18 protein-coding genes are annotated in these 20099 nt (G+C 32.5%); all 18 read left to right on the top strand.

Annotated elements, in window-relative coordinates; translation table 11 throughout:
• Positions 1-105: 105 nt before the first annotated feature.
• Positions 106-1494: a transposase gene (locus B5S50_RS09410; RefSeq protein ID WP_217302540.1), complete on the top strand. Its 1389-nt coding sequence runs from the start codon at positions 106-108 to the stop codon at positions 1492-1494.
• Positions 1495-1549: 55 nt separating this feature from the next.
• Positions 1550-3259 carry an FtsX-like permease family protein gene (locus B5S50_RS09405; RefSeq protein ID WP_254306739.1) on the top strand — a complete coding sequence of 570 codons (1710 nt, stop codon included), beginning with the start codon at positions 1550-1552 and terminating at the stop codon, positions 3257-3259.
• A gap of 79 nt (positions 3260-3338) precedes the next feature.
• Positions 3339-4010, top strand: coding sequence for a response regulator transcription factor (locus B5S50_RS09400; protein WP_217303655.1), 672 nt, complete (start codon positions 3339-3341; stop codon positions 4008-4010).
• Entirely contained in the window at positions 4007-5026 is a 1020-nt protein-coding gene (locus B5S50_RS09395; protein WP_217303654.1) for a sensor histidine kinase, read from the top strand. The genes B5S50_RS09400 and B5S50_RS09395 overlap by 4 nt, the downstream gene beginning before the upstream one ends.
• 315 nt (positions 5027-5341) lie before the next feature.
• The gene (locus B5S50_RS09390) at positions 5342-5908 is read left to right on the top strand and encodes a phosphatase PAP2 family protein (RefSeq protein WP_217303653.1); all 567 of its coding nucleotides are present in this window, start codon (positions 5342-5344) and stop codon (positions 5906-5908) included.
• Positions 5909-6024: 116 nt separating this feature from the next.
• Positions 6025-6555 carry a DedA family protein gene (locus B5S50_RS09385; protein ID WP_242872133.1) on the top strand — a complete coding sequence of 177 codons (531 nt, stop codon included), beginning with the start codon at positions 6025-6027 and terminating at the stop codon, positions 6553-6555.
• Positions 6556-6981: 426 nt separating this feature from the next.
• Positions 6982-8148, top strand: a complete 1167-nt coding sequence (locus B5S50_RS09380; protein WP_065078472.1) for an iron-containing alcohol dehydrogenase — start codon at positions 6982-6984, stop codon at positions 8146-8148.
• Between the two features lie 258 nt (positions 8149-8406).
• Positions 8407-9021: a LysE/ArgO family amino acid transporter gene (locus B5S50_RS09375; protein WP_217303652.1), complete on the top strand. Its 615-nt coding sequence runs from the start codon at positions 8407-8409 to the stop codon at positions 9019-9021.
• 16 nt (positions 9022-9037) lie between these two features.
• Positions 9038-10498 (top strand): PLP-dependent aminotransferase family protein, encoded by a 1461-nt coding sequence (locus tag B5S50_RS09370; protein ID WP_217303651.1) that lies wholly within the window; start codon positions 9038-9040, stop codon positions 10496-10498.
• Between the two features lie 445 nt (positions 10499-10943).
• Positions 10944-12026, top strand: a complete 1083-nt coding sequence (locus tag B5S50_RS09365; RefSeq protein ID WP_217303650.1) for a hypothetical protein — start codon at positions 10944-10946, stop codon at positions 12024-12026.
• A 4-nt stretch (positions 12027-12030) separates the two neighbouring features.
• Entirely contained in the window at positions 12031-12294 is a 264-nt protein-coding gene (locus tag B5S50_RS09360) for a hypothetical protein (protein WP_063553798.1), read from the top strand.
• A gap of 183 nt (positions 12295-12477) precedes the next feature.
• A complete protein-coding gene (locus tag B5S50_RS09355; RefSeq protein WP_217303649.1) occupies positions 12478-13569 on the top strand; it encodes a hypothetical protein in 1092 nt (363 codons plus the stop codon).
• A 1-nt stretch (position 13570) separates the two neighbouring features.
• Positions 13571-13837, top strand: coding sequence for a helix-turn-helix transcriptional regulator (locus B5S50_RS09350; RefSeq protein WP_217303648.1), 267 nt, complete (start codon positions 13571-13573; stop codon positions 13835-13837).
• A 135-nt stretch (positions 13838-13972) separates the two neighbouring features.
• Positions 13973-14269 carry a BMC domain-containing protein gene (locus B5S50_RS09345; protein WP_013240575.1) on the top strand — a complete coding sequence of 99 codons (297 nt, stop codon included), beginning with the start codon at positions 13973-13975 and terminating at the stop codon, positions 14267-14269.
• 39 nt (positions 14270-14308) lie between these two features.
• Complete coding sequence (locus tag B5S50_RS09340) at positions 14309-14611, top strand: BMC domain-containing protein (RefSeq protein ID WP_065078467.1); 303 nt, start codon at positions 14309-14311, stop codon at positions 14609-14611.
• Positions 14612-14709: 98 nt separating this feature from the next.
• Positions 14710-16206 (top strand): aldehyde dehydrogenase family protein, encoded by a 1497-nt coding sequence (locus B5S50_RS09335; RefSeq protein WP_217303647.1) that lies wholly within the window; start codon positions 14710-14712, stop codon positions 16204-16206.
• A 90-nt stretch (positions 16207-16296) separates the two neighbouring features.
• Complete coding sequence (cutC, locus tag B5S50_RS09330) at positions 16297-18846, top strand: choline trimethylamine-lyase (RefSeq protein ID WP_217303646.1); 2550 nt, start codon at positions 16297-16299, stop codon at positions 18844-18846.
• A gap of 133 nt (positions 18847-18979) precedes the next feature.
• Complete coding sequence (gene cutD / locus B5S50_RS09325) at positions 18980-19930, top strand: choline TMA-lyase-activating enzyme (RefSeq protein ID WP_063602279.1); 951 nt, start codon at positions 18980-18982, stop codon at positions 19928-19930.
• Positions 19931-20099: the final 169 nt, after the last annotated feature.

Genomic DNA, 20099 nt, shown 5'->3' with positions numbered 1-20099 from the left:
AAATTAAGGCGAAAGCCTTCAGAATAAACACATAAAGCAAAAAAACATTCCTTTTGGTATAATAGAATTGCTAAAAACACCACACCAAAGAAAGGAATGTTTCTTATGAATACTATTATATCAAATGATACTACTGATAAACAATTTAATTTTACTATAAATAGATTTTTTAAAGACAACAAAATTGGACATATACTTAGGCAATGCAATTTTTCTAAAGAAAAAGGATTTTCATGTATTAAAATATTTCAATATATTTTTATGCTTGTTTTTACTGGAAAAAACTTATTTAGAAACTTGGAGTCTGGAAAAAATAATCAATTTTCAAAGGATACTGTATATAGATTTCTTAATTCACCAAACTTTAATTGGAGAAAGTTTTTGTTTTTACTTTCTTCATCAATCATAAAAAATATTATTGTACCACTTACTTCAAAAGATAGAGTTAATGTACTTGTAGTTGATGACTCTTTATACAGTAGGTGCAGGAGCAAATCTGTTGAACTTCTTGCAAGAGTTCATGACCATGTTGAACATAAATATGTCAAAGGCTTTCGCCTTCTCACCCTTGGTTGGTCAGATGGCAATACTTTTTTACCTCTTGCTTTCACTCTGCTTTCTTCCGAAAAGGAGAAAAACAGACTTTGTCCTGAAAACCACAATATTGATAAAAGAACCAATGGTTCTAAACTTCGTAAGGAGGCTGTTTTAAAGTCACCTGAGGTTATGATTAGTTTACTTAAACAAGTTTCAAAATATGCTATTCCTGCATCATATGTTCTTTTTGACAGTTGGTTTACGTACCCAAAAACTCTTATACAGATTTTAGAACTCAAACTTAATACTATTGCTATGGTCAAAGCAATGCCAAGGGTTTACTACAATTACAACGGTAAGTTATTGAACCTTAAAAATCTCTATGCTAATTTAAGAAAAAAGCGTGGTAAGGCAAAAATTCTTTCTTCTGTTATTGTAGGTATTGGCTCTGACAAAAATAGTAATGAGGTAAAAGCAAAAATTGTATTTGTAAGAGATAGAAACAGAAGTAGAAAATGGCTTGCTTTAATTTCTACAAATATATCCTTAGATGACAATGAGATAATAAGAATTTATGGAAAACGCTGGGATATAGAGGTTTTCTTTAAAATGAACAAGTCTTTTCTAAAACTCGCTAAAGAGTTTCAAGGGCGTTCTTATGATTCCATGGTTTCACATACTTCTATAGTTTTTACCAGATACATTATGCTTACTTTAGAGAGCCGTAAGAATAATGACGTTAGAACTATTGGTGGTTTTTTTTATCAATGCTGTGATGAACTTCAAGATATCCAATTTTGTGAAGTAATGAATATTATTATAGATATTCTAAAAAGTGTATTAACTGAAAAACTTCTTCTTTCAAAGAACGTTATTGACTCAATAATAGATAGTTTTATTGCTGCTTTGCCTTGTTATATCAAGGAGAAATTAGTCTTTTTGTCCTGCGAAAGTTGAGTTATATGCAAATAATTTTTTAATAAAAAAACGTAAAAAAGAATTAGGAATATACATGTCTTTAGGTATGGGAAAAGGAAAAGTATCCAGGATATTAGTAACAGAGACACTTATAGTTGGAATTATATCTTTAATTGTCGGTCTTATATTAGGAATGGGAACATCACAGGTTCTATCTATTTTTACATTAAAATTATTTGAAACTCCTATAAATGAATATAGATTTGCTGTTTCAACAAGTGCTATAGGTAAGACTATATTATACTTTGGAATAATGTTTTTGCTTGTTATGATATTTAATGTATTTGTTATTTCTAAGTATAAAATAATTGATTTACTAACAGCAGGCAGAAAAAATGAAAATATAAAATTTAAAAATTCATTTACATATTTATTAGCTTTTATTCTATGTGTGGTATTACTTGGATTTACGTATAAGTCTATACTAAAAATAGGTTTGGATACAAGAAATCCTATGTTTAAGCCATTAATAGTCCTCTCGGTAGTAGGTACTGTATTATTCTTCTTTAGTTTATCTGGAGTTATACTATATATAGTAAATAGAAATAAGAATGTATATTTAAAAGGATTGAATATATTTGTAGTAAAACAAATAAGTAGTAAAGTTAATACAAATTTTATATCAATGTCAGTAATATGCTTAATGTTATTTATTACAATACTTGTATTATCTACAGGAATAAGTCTTAAGAAGGATCTTGAAGCAGGGCTTCAAAAAGAGGCACCTTTTGATGCTAGTATAACAGTATACAATAATAGTAAAAAGAACAATTTAGAAGATGTATTAGCTAAGATTAATTTTAAAACAAGTAAAAATGAAAAGTATGCAGTTTACAATGAATATCTTTCAGGAGTAAAAGTAGGCGGTTTATTATCAATTACAGATGAAGATCATAAGGATGATAGGGTATCCTTTGTTAAAATATCCGATTATAATAAAATGTTGAAACTGAAAGGAAAAAAAGAAATAAGCTTAAACAAGGATGAAGTTTTATTTATGTCCAACTATAATGAGCTGGTTAAGTTAGCTCATGGAAAGCTTAAAAGTAGTAAGAAAGTTAATATTAAAGGAAAAGAGTATTTAGTGAAAAACGACAAAATAATAGATGAAAATCTTGCAAATTATATTATGCAGGATACTTATTTAACGATAGTTATAAATGATAAATTTTTACCTGGTTCTAATGAAATTAATAGATCCATACTTAATGTGATGTATTTAAATAAAAATAGGCAACAAAATAATAAAAAATATAGTGAAATACACGAGAATTTATTAAATCACAAGTATAAGAGCTTAAGTATTTCAAATATGGATGCGTATTCAAAGGATGATATTTATTCTAGAAGTAAGAGCGGAACAACAGCAGTATTGTTTATTGGAATATATTTAGGGATAGTATTTCTAATAACTAGCATGGCAGTGCTTGCTCTTGAGCAATTGTCAGAAGCTAGTGATAGTATAGAAAGATATAAAGCTTTAAAGAGAATTGGTGCAAACAAAAAAATGATAGATAAAACAATCTTCATTCAAACTCTGATATATTTTAGTCTCCCAGTTATGCTTGCGATAATTCATTCTATTATTGGCATTTCAGTAGTTAATGGAGAGATGAGTAAGTTTAATCAAATAGATATTAGATTTTCAGCTTTAATAACAGCGTTATTATTTATTGCAGTTTACGCAGGATATTTCTATACAACATATACAGGATATAAAAATATAGTAAAAAATAATATCTAATATTATAATAATTATTAGGGCTATTAAATTTTGTTTGCCAAAGTTTAATAGTCTTCTATATAGAAAGGTAAAGAAAATAATGAGAAAAATTATTATTATTGAAGATGATGAAGTTATAAGAGAAGAATTACAAAGCTTTTTAATGAAATATGGATACGAAGCGAAAGCTCCTGTAGAGTTTAATAATATAATACAATATGTTGAAAATGAGAATGCAAACCTTATATTGCTAGACATAAATCTCCCACAGTTTGATGGCTATTATATATGTAGAGAAATACGTAAAACCTCAGATGTTCCTATTATAATAGTTACTAGCAGAGATAGTGACGCAGATGAATTAATTAGTATGAATTTGGGGGCAGACGATTTTATAACAAAACCTTATAATACAGAAATACTACTTGCAAGGATGACAAATATATTAAAAAGAACATATGGAAACTTAAAAACTAATAATATATTAAATTACAAAGATTTTAATTTAAATCTTTCAAATGCAACGGTTATTTATAAAGACAAATCTTTAGAGCTAACTAAAAATGAGGTTAAGATACTTTCTTATTTAATAAATAATAGGGGAAGTATAGTAAAAAGAGATTTACTTATGGAATACTTGTGGAAAGTAGACTATTTTGTAGATGACAGTGCTTTAACTGTTAATATTAACAGATTAAGAAAGAAGCTTGAAGAGATAGGTATAGAAAATCCAATAGAGACAAGAAGAGGGTTAGGGTATATAATGCCATGAGTATAGGTGAATTTATTAAAGATAAAATGGTAATAATATCATGTAATATGCTGATATTTATTGTGTTATCAATTATAATGCTTGCTATTAATGTTAGCTTCAGTATAATTGTATTGCTTTTTTGCGTCTGGTTTTTACCATTAGTTTCATATATGGCCTTACAATTTATAAAATATAAAAATTATTATGATGAAATTGATAGCATATTAGAAAAATTGGACAAGAAATATCTGCTCCCAGAGGTAATAAAGGAAGCAAGCTTTATAGAAGGAGAAAAACTTAATTCTATACTTAAAGTGGTAAGCAGAAATATGCATGAGAATGTGAAATATTATAAGGATAGTCAAGCAGATTATAGAGAATACATAGAGACCTGGGTACATGAAATTAAGACACCAATAGCTTCTACAAAGCTGATACTTGAAAATAATCAAAATGAAGTAACTAATAAAATAGACTCCCAACTGGATAGAATTGAGGGATTTGTAGAACAGGTACTTTATTATTCACGAAGTAACAATGTGAGTAAAGACTATATTATAAAGCAAATTAGCCTTGATAATGCAGTAAGAAATGTAGCCAAAAGAAATTATAGAGATTTTATTCATAAGAAAATAAAATTAGATATAAAAGATATTGATGAAATTGTATATACTGATGGAAAATGGGTTGAATTTATTATAAATCAGATAATAGGAAATTCTATAAAGTACTCAAGTACTAAGGACCCAATGATAATTATATATTCAGCGAAGAAAGCTAATGTAGTAATGTTAACTATAGAGGATAATGGAGTAGGTATAGTAGATAGAGATATAAATAGAGTTTTTGAAAAGGGGTTTACTGGTGAGAACGGAAGAAAGTTTAGCAAAAGTACAGGAATGGGACTATATTTATGTGAAAAGCTTTGTTCAAAATTAGGGCTGAAAATTAGTATTAACTCTGATATAAATAAGGGAACTAAAGTTACATTAATATTTCCTTTGTCAGATATGATTAATATATGCAACACTTGAAATTTGATCTAAAATATGTGTGGGAAAATTAAGGAATCCCTTAATGCAGTTTTAATTTTAAATGATATAATATATGATGTAATCAAGTGATTCTTAGGTTCAGATGGAGTTTGCTTATAAGGATGACTTTCTCCAGCTGAACCTTAGAAGAACTTATCCAGGCGCGTAGCAGTGCTTATCCCCCACTTTGATAGAAAAGCAGATATACCAAATCTTTGATTTGGTATAGTCGCTTTTGCTGTGTGCGATGGGGGTGTTAGCAATGGTAGCGATCGGATAAAATTAATTACTGCTTTGTAGGGGTGACAGTTAAGAATGAACATGGAACTTTTTAGATTAATAAACAACTTAGCAAATAAAAATTTAATTTTGGACAAGATAATGATTTTCTTTTCTAAATATTCGCCTTTCATATTTGTGGCAGTTCTTAGTGCGGTATTTATTTTAGGAATTGTAAAAAGGAATTCTAAATATAGGAAAGGTGCTGTTAATGCCTTATTTATTACTTCATTAAACTTAATTTTAAACTGCATTATCGGGGGCATTTATTATGTAGACAGACCTTTTGTTCATAATAAAGTAAATTTATTATTACCTCATACAAGTAATGCATCATTTCCAAGTGACCATGCAGCAGGGACAATGAGTATAGCATTAGGCTTTAAAAATTATAATAAGTCACTTAGTCTAATATTAACCTTTTTATCGTTGATTGTAGGATTTTCAAGAGTATATGTAGGTAACCATTATCCTATGGATGTTATTGCAGCATATGTAATTGTATGGATAACAAACTACATATACAATTTAATATTAAGAAGAAAAATTCAAAGTTTATATGAAGTAATAGAAAACAAATTGATAGCACATTTTGCAGTATAAAGTGATTCTTAAGTTCAGATACAGGTGTTAGCAATGGCAGCAATCGGATAAATTGATTTTTGTTGAGAACTCTATAGTTACTAATAAAAATTAAGGGTTATACTTGTATATGTGAGGTGAAAATTTTGCAGTTTGTAATAGGATTATTTAATCATTATGGATATATTGTATTATTAATAGCGTTAATGCTGGAACTTATAGCATTTCCATTACCTGGAGAAGCGCTTATGACTTATTGTGGATATGTTATTTATAAGGGAAAAATGAGTTTGATTATAAGTATATTAATTGCTTCGCTTGGAGTAAGTATAGGTATAACTCTATCTTATTTTATTGGAAGAATATTAGGATCAGCTTTTTTCGAAAAGCATGGACATTATATTCATATGAATAAAAATAAATTTGATAAGGTATTTCTATGGCTTCAAAAGTATGGTAATAAACTGTTAATTATAGCATACTTTATTCCAGGTGTAAGGCATGTTACGGGGTATGTTTCAGGCATTGCACATATATCATATAAAAAATTTTCAGTTAACGCATATATAGGAGCTCTTATATGGACGACCACTTTTATTTCATTGGGAAGTGTCCTTGGAGTTAACTGGGTAAAGTATCATCACCTGTTAGAAGGTATTTATTTATAGAAAATTTACAGAACAGTGCCTAAAATAAAACAAGAAAAAATTCAACTATCAGTTGTCTATTAATAGTGTACAAAAAGAGTACACTTAATAGATGAAATAAAATATAGTATTATGAAAATTTTAATGTAATACAAAGGAATATACGGCTATCATCCAAATAATAACATTACAGAATTGTCTGAAGATTGTGTTCTTTATTTGATCAAAATCCTGCTTTTTTTTTGAACAGTGGTACTAGTATTATTAAAGATAAACCTAAAGTTGGAAAAGCTATAAAAGTACCTCGAAACCTTAACTGGTATGGCTTTGGGTATAATATCTAATGATATAGAAAATTTCAAAAGTAAGTAAGTTGATTGGTACGAATTTTGCTAATGAAATATATGGGAATAAAAATATATGGAAATAAAATTAGGGGGAATAATAATGGAGAGATTTACGTTGCCAAGAGACATTTACTTTGGAGAAGACGCTTTGGGTGCTTTGAAAACGTTAAAGGGTAAGAAAGCTGTAGTAGTTGTTGGAGGAGGATCCATGAAGAGATTTGGTTTCCTTGACAAGGTAGAAGAATACTTAAAAGAAGCAAACATAGAAGTTAAACTAATAGAAGGTGTTGAACCAGATCCATCTGTGGAAACTGTTATGAAAGGCGCTAAAATAATGACAGAATTTGGACCAGATTGGATAGTTGCTATTGGAGGAGGTTCACCAATAGATGCTGCAAAGGCTATGTGGTTATTTTATGAATATCCAGATTTTACTTTCAAACAAGCAATTGTTCCATTTGGATTACCAGAATTAAGACAAAAAGCTAAATTTGTAGCTATAGCTTCTACTAGTGGAACAGCTACTGAAGTTACTTCATTTTCAGTAATAACTGATTACAAAGCTAAAATAAAGTATCCTTTAGCTGACTTCAATTTGACACCAGATATAGCTATAGTTGATCCAGCATTAGCCCAGACAATGCCACCTAAATTAACTGCACATACTGGTATGGATGCATTAACTCATGCACTAGAGGCTTATGTAGCATCAGCTAGGTCAGATATTTCAGATCCACTTGCAATACATTCTATAATTATGACAAGGGATAACTTATTTAAATCCTATAAGGGTGATAAAGATGCTAGAAATAAAATGCATATATCACAATGTTTAGCAGGTATGGCATTTTCTAATGCACTTCTTGGTATAACCCATAGTTTAGCACATAAAACAGGAGCTGTATGGCACATACCACATGGATGCGCTAATGCAATATATCTTCCATATGTTTTAGATTTTAATAAAAAAGCTTGTGGAGATAGATATGCTAATATAGCTAAAATATTAGGACTTAAAGGAACTACTGAAGATGAATTGGTAGATTCTCTAGTTAAAATGGTACAAGATATGGATAAGGAAATGAACATACCTTTGACTTTAAAAGATTATGGTATAAGTAAAGATGATTTCAATTCAAATGTTGATTTTATAGCAAAGAATGCTCTCTTAGATGCATGTACAGGAGCTAATCCAAGGCCTATAGATTTTGATCAGATGAAAAAGATACTTCAATGTATATATGATGGGAAAAAGGTAACTTTTTAGTATAACTCAATATGAACCTAATATAAACTTAATATAATTTGATGAAGCACCAGTTATTAATCCAATTGATAACTGGTGCTTTAATAAATATTATTGTAAAAATTCCACCTAGTCTAATAAATATAATGAAATCTTTTGGTTGGTATAAATTTTAGATTTTGGTTGAAGACATTGGCACTTTAATAAATATAATTAATTTTATAGAGTTTTTATTTTTTACTTGGAAATTCTATAATATGAATTTTTAGAGGTGGAAAAATGATTAGATATTTTTTACAAGGATTTTTACTTGGAATTTCTTATGTGGCTCCAATTGGTATGCAGAACTTATATGTAATTAATTCAGCTATAACTGCTAGTAAAAGAGCAGAGGCATTTAGGACAGCTTTTATAACTATATTTTTTGATATTTCCCTTGCACTAACCTGTTTTTGGGGTGTAGGAACCATAATTCAAAAATCAAAAGTTTTGAGATCAGTTGTGCTATTGGTTGGATGTATAGTTGTTATATACATTGGAGTAAGCCTTATAAGAAGTAAGCCGGATATTGATGAAAAAACTAATATAGAAAAAGGCTTAGTTAAAGTAATTATATCTTGTTTTGTTGTGACTTGGATGAATCCCCAGGCTATTATTGATGGCTCACTTCTCCTTGGAGGATTTAGGGCATCTCTTTCTTATCAAAGCTCCTGGTACTTTATACTGGGATCATGTATGGCATCAATTTTTTGGTTTACTTCTCTTGCAGCTATTATGTCGATTTTCAAGCACAGTTTTAATGAAAAATCAATTAAGGGAATCAATAGGATATGTGGTATAATAATAATTTATTACGGGGTAAGACTTGGTTTTAATTTTATATTATCAAAATAAAAGGATTTGAATATGTATGTTAAATATTGATTGGAAACCGGATAAAAAATCTTGTATTTCTATGTACAGGCAAATTGTAAATTATATAAAGGAGAAAATAGGAAATGGAGAGTGGACTGTAGGAGAAAAGTTACCATCACAGAGAGAATTGGCAGAAAAATTTGAAGTAAATAGAAGCACTATTGTAGAAGCTTTAGATGAGTTAAAAGCCGATGGTTTAATTGAGGGAAAAAGTAAAAAAGGTACCAGAATTATAAATAATACCTGGTCCTTGATGGCTTCTATGCAGCCAGGTAGTTGGGAACCTTATATAAAAAGTGGAATACACAAACCTAACCTCCATACAATCCAAATTATAAATAAGATGGAGTATAAGGATAATATAATAAGGCTTGGTACAGGTGAACTTTCTCCTGAATTATTTCCAAAAGATATGATGAAGAAGGTATTTAAAACTGTGTCTAATAATATAACTTCTTTAAGCTATGAAATGGCTAAGGGTTCACTTAAATTGAGAAAGGTTATAAGTAAGTATTTAAAAAAGTTCCATATAAATGTGTCACCGGATTCAATACTAATTGTTTCAGGTTCACTTCAAGCTCTTCAGTTGATTTCAATGAGCATACTAAAGCCTGGTTCTAAGATACTTGTGGAAAAACCATCATATATAAAATCACTTCATGTATTTGACTTTTCTGGAGTTAGTTTCAGTGGGATATCTATGGATTCAGATGGAATTAAGTTAAATGAAATTTTAAAAAATATAGATAGAAATACATCTCTTCTATATACTATTCCAACATTCCATAATCCTACAGGTACATTAATGCCGCAGTATAGAAGAAACAAGCTACTGGATTTGTGTAATAAAGAGAGAATTCCAATTATCGAAGATGATGCCTATAGGGAATTATGGTTGGATGAAATGCCACCTTATCCAATAAAAGCAAAAGATGAAAATGGAATAGTACTTTATATGGGTACTACATCGAAATCAATGGCAGCAGGAATAAGAATAGGGTGGGTTGTTGCTCCGGAAACTGTTGTTGAGCGACTTGGAGATGTTAAAATGCAAACGGATTATGGTGCAAGTTCCATTTCACAGTATGTAACTGCGGAATGGATAGAAAGTGGATTTTATGAAATATATTTAAAAGAACTTAGAGAGAAACTTAAAATAAGGAGAGAAATTGCATTAAATGTTCTTGAAAAATATTTTTTTGGCATAGCTAGTTGGAACATGCCAAAAGGAGGGTTTTATATATGGTTAAAGCTTAAAAATAAAATAGATATGAGAAAACTTTTTTATAAATGCTGTAAAAATGGAATATTAATAAATCCAGGATATATATATGATTTTACTAAAAATTATAGTATAAGGATATCCTATTCCTATGCTTCTCTTTATGACTTGAAACTAGGACTCAAAAAGCTTTCAGAAATAATCAGAAGTTTATCCGATGACTACCATTGCTAACACCTATAGCCACACAGCGAAAGCGACTATGAAAGTTGGGTATAAGCATTGCTGTGCGCCTGAATATGTACTGCAAGTAGATTACATAACATTTTGTATAATTTTTAACAATTCTAGAAGTGCTAGGTATAATCTTCTGTCTTATCGCAAAATACGCCTCTTTATTCTAAATTATTCACAAAGTAAGGCAATTTCTTTAATATTTTATTGAAAAAAATCAATACTATTAATACAATAAGGTAACGATAGTACAAAAAGATAAAAAAATAAGCGGATATTGTCCAAATAACATATGTCGCTTTATGCCATGAAAAGATCTTCTATTCGTTTACAATAAGTAATGTATTAATATATTAATATTACAAAAGCGTCTTAATCTGAAATTCGCATTAAGATGAGGCCTCTCATCAAATAACAATATAATAAAATAATTGGAGGTTTGTTTATGGAACTGTCAATGGATGCAGCTTTGGCTGCTGCTAAAAAAAAGGTAAAATCAAGTTTCTTTAAAAAAGGTATTGCAATTGGTTTATTTTCAGGAATTTCATATGGACTATATTCAGCATTTTTGACATTAGCTACAACAAAGGGAGTTTGGAGTGACTGGTATGGTGCAAATACAGCAGGTTTAACAGCACTTACTATTGCATATGTACTTGGTGCACTTAGTAGTGGAATAAATGATACTGCTAGTGCAGTTTGGGCATTAATTGCTGCAGCTGGTAGAGGTAAATTGGGTGATTTCTTTAGATGTCTTAATACTAAGCCAGGTAGATTGATTATGGTAGCTGCTCTTATGGGAGGACCAATTGCTACTACAGCTTATGTTGTAGCTCTTAAGATGGCAGGTTCACTTGCTGTTCCGATTTCTGCCCTTTGCCCAGCTATTGGTGCTATATTAGGAAGAGTTTTATATAAACAAGAATTAAACAAGCATATGATTGTAGGTATTCTTATTTGTGTTTGTGCAAGTGGTTTAATTGGTCTACAAAGTGTTACAGGAAATGCACCTGCAGGAGCAGGATTAGGTATGGTTATCGCTCTTATTGCTGCACTTGGTTGGGGCTTAGAAGGTTGTATAGCTGGTTATGGCTCATGTATGGTAGATTCAGAGATTGGTATTGCTATTCGTCAGACAACATCAGGTCTTTCAAATTTAATTATATTTATTCCTGTTATATCTATAATTGTAGGAAATAATGCAGGACTTGCATTTCACCTTACTGCTAAAGCATTTACAAGTGGTCCTGCTATGATTTGGCTTGCTATAAGTGGTCTTTGTGCTTATCTTTCATTTATGACTTGGTACAAAGGTAATAGTATGACTGGTACAGCTCTTGGTATGGCAACTAATGGAACATACTCATTCTGGGGTCCATTCTTCTGTTGGATTATACTTGGTGTAATTTTTGGCATACAAGGTTGGGCAATGGCTCCTATAGTATGGTTTTCCGCTATATTAATGGCAGTTGGTATTTTAGTAATTGCTGTAAACCCAATAGATTTGTTTAGAAAACAGGAGGATTAATTGTATGAAACCACTTAATTATGCTATTTTAAAACATTTTACAAAAGCTAAAGAAGCCTGTGCAGATGACGTTATTGAAGCTTTAAAAGGTGACTATGGTGATTTTAAAGGACTTAAAAAAGGTGCTGTAATTGAAGCTTTAATGACAGCTGAAGCTAATGGACTTCTTGAAGAAACAAGATCTATATTAGACAAGTCAGGTGATTTAGTTGTTTACTATCATGCAAATGAAGAAGGAGCAGCTACAATTAATAAATACATTGATTAAAATTAAATGCTATTAGTACAAGAAAATAGCTATAGTACAAGAACTCCAAAAAACTAGCAGATATTATGCATTAAAATATGGCATTTTGTACCATGAAAAAATGTTCTAATGAGTTAATATATCATTAGATTGCAAAAACGTTTTCATCAGTCTAGTTTTTTAATATGAGGAGGAATTTTGTTTATGAGTGAAATGACAGGGGCGGTTAGTGCATCTGCAATTGCTGCTAAGAAAAAGTTATCATCACAATTTTTTAAAAAAGGTATATCAATTGCTATATTTTCAGGTATTATGTATGGATTTTATTCAGCATTTTTGTCATTAGGTATGACTAAAGGAGTTTGGAGTGACTGGTACGGAGCTAATAAAGCAGGGTTATCCGCTTTTGCTATTACATATGTATTGGGTGCCCTTGGTAGTGCAGTAAATGATTCTTGCAGTGCTATCTGGGCAATGCTTTATGCAGGTATTAAAGGTAAGTTTGGAGACTTCTTGAGGTGTATTAATACAACTCCAGGCCGTGTAATGATTTTGGCAGCTCTTATAGGAGGACCAATTTCAAGTACAGCTTATGTTATCGGTCTTCAGATGGCTGGCTCAATAGTTATTCCTATTACAGCTCTTTGCCCAGCTATTGGTGCTATTTTAGGTAGAATATTATTCAAACAAGAGTTAAACAAACGTATGGTGTTAGGTATAGTTATTTGTGTTACTGCTAGTTTTATGATTGGTAGTACAAGCATTACTGGAAGTGCTCCAAAGGGTGCTCTTTTAGGTATTTGTATTGCTTTCATAGCAGCCCTTGGTTGGGGATTTGAAGGCTGTGTAGCTGGGTATGGTACATCTATGATTGACTCTGAAATAGGTATTACTATCCGTCAGGCAACATCAGGTCTTTCAAACTTAATTATATTAATACCTATTATGGGTATGCTTGCAGGTAGTGTTAAGCTTTCAACTGGTCTTGTATTTCAGGCATTTACAAGTGGATCTGCTATGATTTGGTTTGCTGCAAGTGGTCTTTGCGCGTTTGTTTCATACATGAGTTGGTATAAGGGTAATAGTATGTGTGGTGCAGCTCTTGGTATGGCTTGTAATGGTACTTACTCATTTTGGGGACCATTCTGCTGCTGGATAGTACTTGGTGTAGTTTTTGGCAAATCAGGTTGGTCAATACCTGCTATTGGTTGGATTGCTGCTGTACTTATGGTACTTGGTATCTTGGTAATTGCTATGAATCCAATGGATTTATTCAGAAAAAAGGAGGACAAATAGTATGAAACCACTTAATTATGCTATTTTAAAACACTTTACAACAGTTAAAGAAGCTTGTGCAGAAGATGTTATTGAAGCTTTAAAAGGTGACTATGGTAACTTTAAGGCACTTAATAAAGCTGCTGTAGTCGAAGCTTTAATGACAGCTGAAGCTAATGGTCTCCTTGAAGAAACAAGATTTGATGAGGATAAATCAGGTAATTTGAGAGTTTATTATCACGCACATGAAGAAGGTGCAGCTACAATTAATAAATATATTAAAGACTAATAACTTGGATTCCATAAGTTCAAATTATTAGTTCAAATAATAAATATTTTCAAGCAAGGGTAATTGAATCAAAGTTGCATTTGCTTGAAAAAGATCCATACTGCGTAATTGCGTATAGAGGAGGAGGGTTATGAAATGAGGTATTATGGCGAAGAGGCATTAGGCCTTATTGAAACATTAGGGATGGTTCCTGCAATTGAAGCAGCAGATAAAATGTTGAAGGCTGCTGATGTTGAACTGATATCATATGAAAATATAGGTTCCACTCTTGTTACAATTATGGTAAAGGGTGACGTTGCTGCCGTTAGAGCATCTGTTGAAGCAGGAGCTGCTGCTGCTGCAGCAATAGGCAAATTGACAGCACACAATGTTATGCCAAGACCAATTAAAGGTGTTGGGGACATTGTTTCAGTACATGACATCGATGCATAAAAATATAGTAAAAAATATGATAAAGGAAAGGGAAAACAGATGAGCAAATATGTAGCTTTAGGTTTAGTAGAAACATTTGGTTTGGTTTTTGTTTTAGAGGCTGCAGATGCAATGTGTAAAGCTGCAGATGTTGAATTAATTGGCTACGAAAATGTAGCTTCCGGTTATATTTCTGTATTGGTTGCCGGAGATGTAGGAGCTTGCAAAGCAGCTGTAGAAGCTGGAGTAAAAGCTGTAACAGATATGGGCGCTGAAGTTTATAGTTCAGTTGTTATTGCAAGTCCACATCCAGATCTTCAGAAAATCACCAAACGTTATACAATTGAAAATTTACTTCCTTAATGTGTGGATAATATGTGGATGTTATGATGTTACCACATAAAATGAAAAAGTACAGAAGTACAGTACTTAGTTAGTAAAAATGAAAGGGAGAGTTAGAAATGAATATTATTGATAATGATTTGCTCTCCATCCAAGAATCCCGAATCCTTGTGGAAAATGCTGCACGAGCACAAAAAATGTTAGCAACTTTTCCACAAGAAAAGTTAGATGAGATTGTTGAACGTATGGCGGAAGAAATCGGAAAATATACCCGAGAGCTTGCTGTAATGTCACAGGATGAAACTGGTTATGGAAAATGGCAGGATAAATGCATCAAAAACCGATTTGCCTGTGAGTATTTGCCAGCTAAGCTTAGAGGAATGAGATGTGTAGGTATTATTAACGAAAATGGTCAGGATAAAACCATGGATGTAGGTGTACCTATGGGTGTAATTATTGCATTATGTCCTGCAACTAGTCCGGTTTCTACTACCATATATAAGGCATTAATTGCAATTAAGTCTGGTAATGCAATTATCTTTTCTCCACATCCTAGAGCAAAGGAGACAATTTGTAAGGCACTTGACATCATGATTCGTGCAGCTGAAGGATATGGGCTGCCAGAAGGGGCTCTTGCATACTTACATACTGTGACGCCTAGTGGAACAATGGAACTGATGAACCATAAGGCGACTTCTTTGATTATGAATACAGGTGTTCCCGGGATGCTTAAAGCATCATATAGATCTGGAAAACCTGTCATCTATGGAGGAACTGGTAATGGACCAGCATTTATTGAACGTACAGCTGACATCAAGCAGGCGGTAAGAGATATTATTGCTAGTAAGACCTTTGATAACGGAATAGTACCATCAGCTGAACAATCTATTGTTGTAGATAGTTGTATTGCATCTGATGTTAAACGTGAGTTGCAAAATAGTGGTGCATATTTCATGACAGAGGAGGAAGCACAAAAACTGGGTTCTCTCTTTTTCCGTTCTGATGGCAGTATGGATTCAGAAATGGTTGGCAAATCCGCACAGAGATTGGCTAAGAAAGCAGGTTTCAGCATTCCTGAAAGTAGCACAGTGCTAATTTCAGAGCAGAAATATGTTTCCCAAGACAATCCTTATTCCAAGGAGAAACTTTGTCCGGTACTAGCTTACTACATTGAAGATGATTGGATGCATGCATGTGAAAAGTGTATTGAGCTGCTGTTAAGTGAGAGACATGGTCACACTCTTGTTATACATTCAAAAGACGAAGATGTAATTCGCCAGTTTGCATTAAAAAAACCTGTAGGTAGGATACTTGTTAATACACCTGCTTCCTTTGGTAGTATGGGTGCTACAAGTAATTTATTTCCTGCTTTAACTTTGGGTAGTGGATCGGCAGGTAAAGGTATTACCTCCGATAATGTTTCACCAATGAATCTTATTTATGTTCGTAAAGTCGGATACGGCGTACGGAATGTAGAAGAGATTATTAATACTAATGGATTGTTTACAGAAGAAAAAAGTGATTTGAGTGGTATGACAAAGCAGTCAGACTATAATCCAGAGGATATACAAATGTTGCAGCATATTTTGAAAAAAGCTATGGAAAAAATTAAATAGCATACAGATGTGTTGGAACATGCTAAACAATAAATTTAAAACTCAAATAGTTAAATCTAAAATAATTATGAAAGAAAAGAGGTAAGTGTTTTGGATATTCGTGAATTTTCAAATAAGTTTGCAGAGGCAACTAAAAATATGTCTGCAGAAGAACAAGCAGCCTTAATGAAGATATTTCAAGGCGTTTCTCAAGAAATTACAAAAGAAGATAATGGAGTACCTGCAGCTTGTGCAGAACCTTGCACTAATAATGGAGAAGTTCCAAATGGAATGACAGAACGTTTAAAAAGAATAAAGGAAAACTATTTAAAGCAAAAGCCTTCAATAACAACATATCGTGCTAAGGCTATTACAAAGATTGCTAAAGAAAATCCTGGTATGCCTAAGATTTTATTACGTGCTAAATGTTTCCGTTATTGCTGTGAAACTGCACCTTTAGTAATTCAAGATGATGAGCTAATTGTAGGAGCTCCTTGTGGTGCACCTCGTGCTGGAGCTTTTTCTCCTGATATAGCATGGAGATGGATGCAAGATGAAATAGATACTATTGGAACACGTCCTCAAGATCCATTTTATGTATCTGAAGAAGATAAAAAGCTTATGCGTGATGAACTTTTCCCTTTCTGGCAAGGTAAATCCGTTGATGAATACTGCGAAGATCAGTACCGTGAAGCAGGTGTTTGGGAACTTTCAGGTGAATCATTTGTTTCAGATTGCTCTTACCATGCAACTAATGGTGGTGGAGATTCAAACCCTGGATATGATGTTATCTTAATGAAAAAAGGTATGGCAGATATTCAGCAAGAAGCAAAGGATCATTTAGCAAAATTGGATTATGAAAATCCTGAAGATATAGAAAAGATTTATTTCTATAAATCAGTTATTGATACTACTGAAGGAGTTATGATTTACGCTAAACGTATGTCTGAATATGCTGCTGAATTAGCTGCAAAGGAGACAAACCCTAAACGTAAAGCAGAATTACAAAAAATTTCAGAAGTTAATGCACATGTTCCTGCGCATAAACCTCGTACTTACTGGGAAGCAATTCAATCAGTTTGGACTATTGAGTCATTACTTGTAGTTGAAGAAAACCAAACTGGTATGTCTATCGGCCGTGTTGACCAGTATATGTATCCATTCTATAAGGCAGATATAGAATCAGGACGTATGAACAACTATGAAGCATTTGAATTATCTGGTTGTATGCTAATTAAAATGTCTGAAATGATGTGGGTTACAAGTGAAGGTGCTTCTAAGTTCTTTGCAGGTTACCAACCATTTGTAAATATGTGTGTTGGTGGTGTTACTCGTGATGGTCTTGATGCAACAAATGACTTGACTTATCTTTTGATGGATGCTGTTCGTTATGTTAAGATTTATCAGCCATCTTTAGCTTGCCGTATTCACAACAAATCACCTAAGAAGTACTTAAAGAAGATTGTTGATGTTGTTCGTGCTGGTATGGGATTTCCAGCTTGCCATTTTGATGATGCACATATTAAGATGATGCTTGCAAAAGGTGTTTCCATAGAAGATGCTAGAGATTATTGTATAATGGGTTGTGTTGAGCCTCAGAAAGCTGGACGTTTGTATCAGTGGACTTCTACAGCTTATACTCAATGGCCTATATGTATAGAATTAGTTCTAAACCATGGTGTTCCTTTATGGTATGGAAAACAAGTTTGTCCTGATATGGGAGATTTAAATAGATTTAAGACTTATGAAGAGTTTGATGCTGCTGTTAAGGAAGAAATCAAATATATTACAAAATGGACTGACGTTGCTACAGTTATTTCTCAGCGTGTTCACAGAGATTTAGCTCCAAAGCCTTTAATGTCCATCATGTATGAAGGATGCATGGAGCACGGTAAAGATGTTTCTGCAGGTGGTGCTATGTACAATTTCGGACCTGGTGTTGTATGGACTGGATTGGCTACATATGCAGATTCCATGGCTGCTATCAAAAAGGTAGTATTTGATGACAAGAAATGTACTTTAGAGCAGTTAAATCAAGCATTGAAAGCTGACTTTGTTGGATATGAAGAACTTAGGAATGATTGCTTAAAAGCTCCTAAGTATGGTAATGATGACGATTATGCAGATTTAATTGCTGCAGACTTGATCAACTTTACAGAGATGGAACATCGTAAATATAAGACTTTGTACTCTGTTTTGAGTCATGGTACTTTATCTATCTCAAATAATACTCCATTTGGTCAGTTGACAGGTGCATCTGCTAATGGACGTAAAGCTTGGACACCATTATCTGATGGTATCAGTCCAACTCAGGGTGCAGATTTCAAAGGACCTACTGCTATTATTAAATCTGTTTCCAAGATGTCTTGTGACAATATGAACATAGGTATGGTTCATAACTTTAAACTTATGGCAGGATTGCTTGAAACTCCAGAAGGAGAAGAAGGTATTATAACATTGTTACGTACTGCTTGCTTATTTGGTAATGGACAGATGCAGTTCAATTACTTGGATAACAAGACTTTGATTGAAGCACAGAAGCATCCAGAACAGTACAGAGATCTTATTGTTCGTGTAGCAGGTTACAGTGCATTCTTTGTTGAATTGTGTAAGGATGTTCAGGATGAAATTATTAGTAGAACTATGTTAACACATTTTTAAACATAGTATCCCATTGATTTTAAATTAATTTATCTGATGTCTGTATCTTGCATACTTCAAAGTATGCAAGAGGACAGGCTCAGTTAAAAATTCATCTGAACACCAAAATGAATCAAACAGGAGATTGGTTAGTATGAGTAATGCGAAGGCAGCAATGATTGAAAGAAAAGCAGTCATTTTTAATGTGCAAAAATACAATATGTATGATGGACCGGGAGTAAGGACACTGGTGTTCTTTAAAGGATGCCCATTGCGTTGCAAGTGGTGTGCCAATCCTGAAGGACAATTACGAAAATATGAAGTTATGTTCAAAAAGAATTCATGCATTAATTGCGGTGCTTGTGTCTCTGTTTGTCCGGTTGGAATACATACAATGTCAAAAGGAATGGAACATGAGGTAGATCATAGTATTGATTGTTTAGGCTGCCGCAAGTGTGAGAATGCTTGTACCGAGTCTGCAATATCCATTATGGGAGAAGAAAAAACTGTTTCTGAAATTATGGAAGTTATAGAAGAGGACAGGCAGTTTTACGAAATTTCAGGTGGTGGTGTCACACTAGGTGGCGGCGAGGTATTGATGCAGTGGGAATTTGCAGCAAATTTGCTTATGGTATGTAAGCAGGAAGGAATCAATACAGCCATTGAAACTTGTGGTCATGCAAAATTAGAAGCAATACTTAAGGTTGCTGAGTTCACAGATTTGTTCCTTTTCGATATAAAGCATATTGATCCTGAACGACACTATCAACTGACAGGAGTGCATAATGAACAAATTTTGAAGAATTTGAAAGAACTTCTTAACCACAGGTATAACGTGAAGATTAGGATGCCCCTGTTAAAAGGCTTGAATGATAGCAAAGAAGAGTTTGATGGTGTAATTAACTTCTTGATGCCTTTCCGTGATTACAAAAACTTTAAAGGTATAGATCTACTTCCTTATCATAAATTGGGCGTAAATAAATATACACAGTTGGGTATAGATTACCCAATAGAGGGAGATCCAAGCTTAAGCAGTGATGATTTGGATAGGATTGAAGGCTGGATTAAAGAATATGATTTCCCAGTTGCGGTTATTAAGCATTAATAAGCAGTTAATTAGTCAATATGTGTTAATGTGTAATTTCCCTGGTTTTATAAAGATTTATTGAATGACCTGTAATTGGTGTAGTAAATAAAATTGATTTGATGGCGGAACATTAGAGTTTGTGTTTCCGACAGTTGAGGCAAATAAAAGTTTCAGAGCCTTATTATAA

This window comes from Clostridium sp. 001, from assembly GCF_019056555.1.
In the GTDB taxonomy this organism is placed as follows: Bacteria; Bacillota; Clostridia; order Clostridiales; family Clostridiaceae; genus Clostridium_B; species Clostridium_B ragsdalei.
The sequence above is the reverse complement of the archived record's forward strand: the minus strand, read 5'-3'. Positions and strand labels throughout refer to the sequence as shown.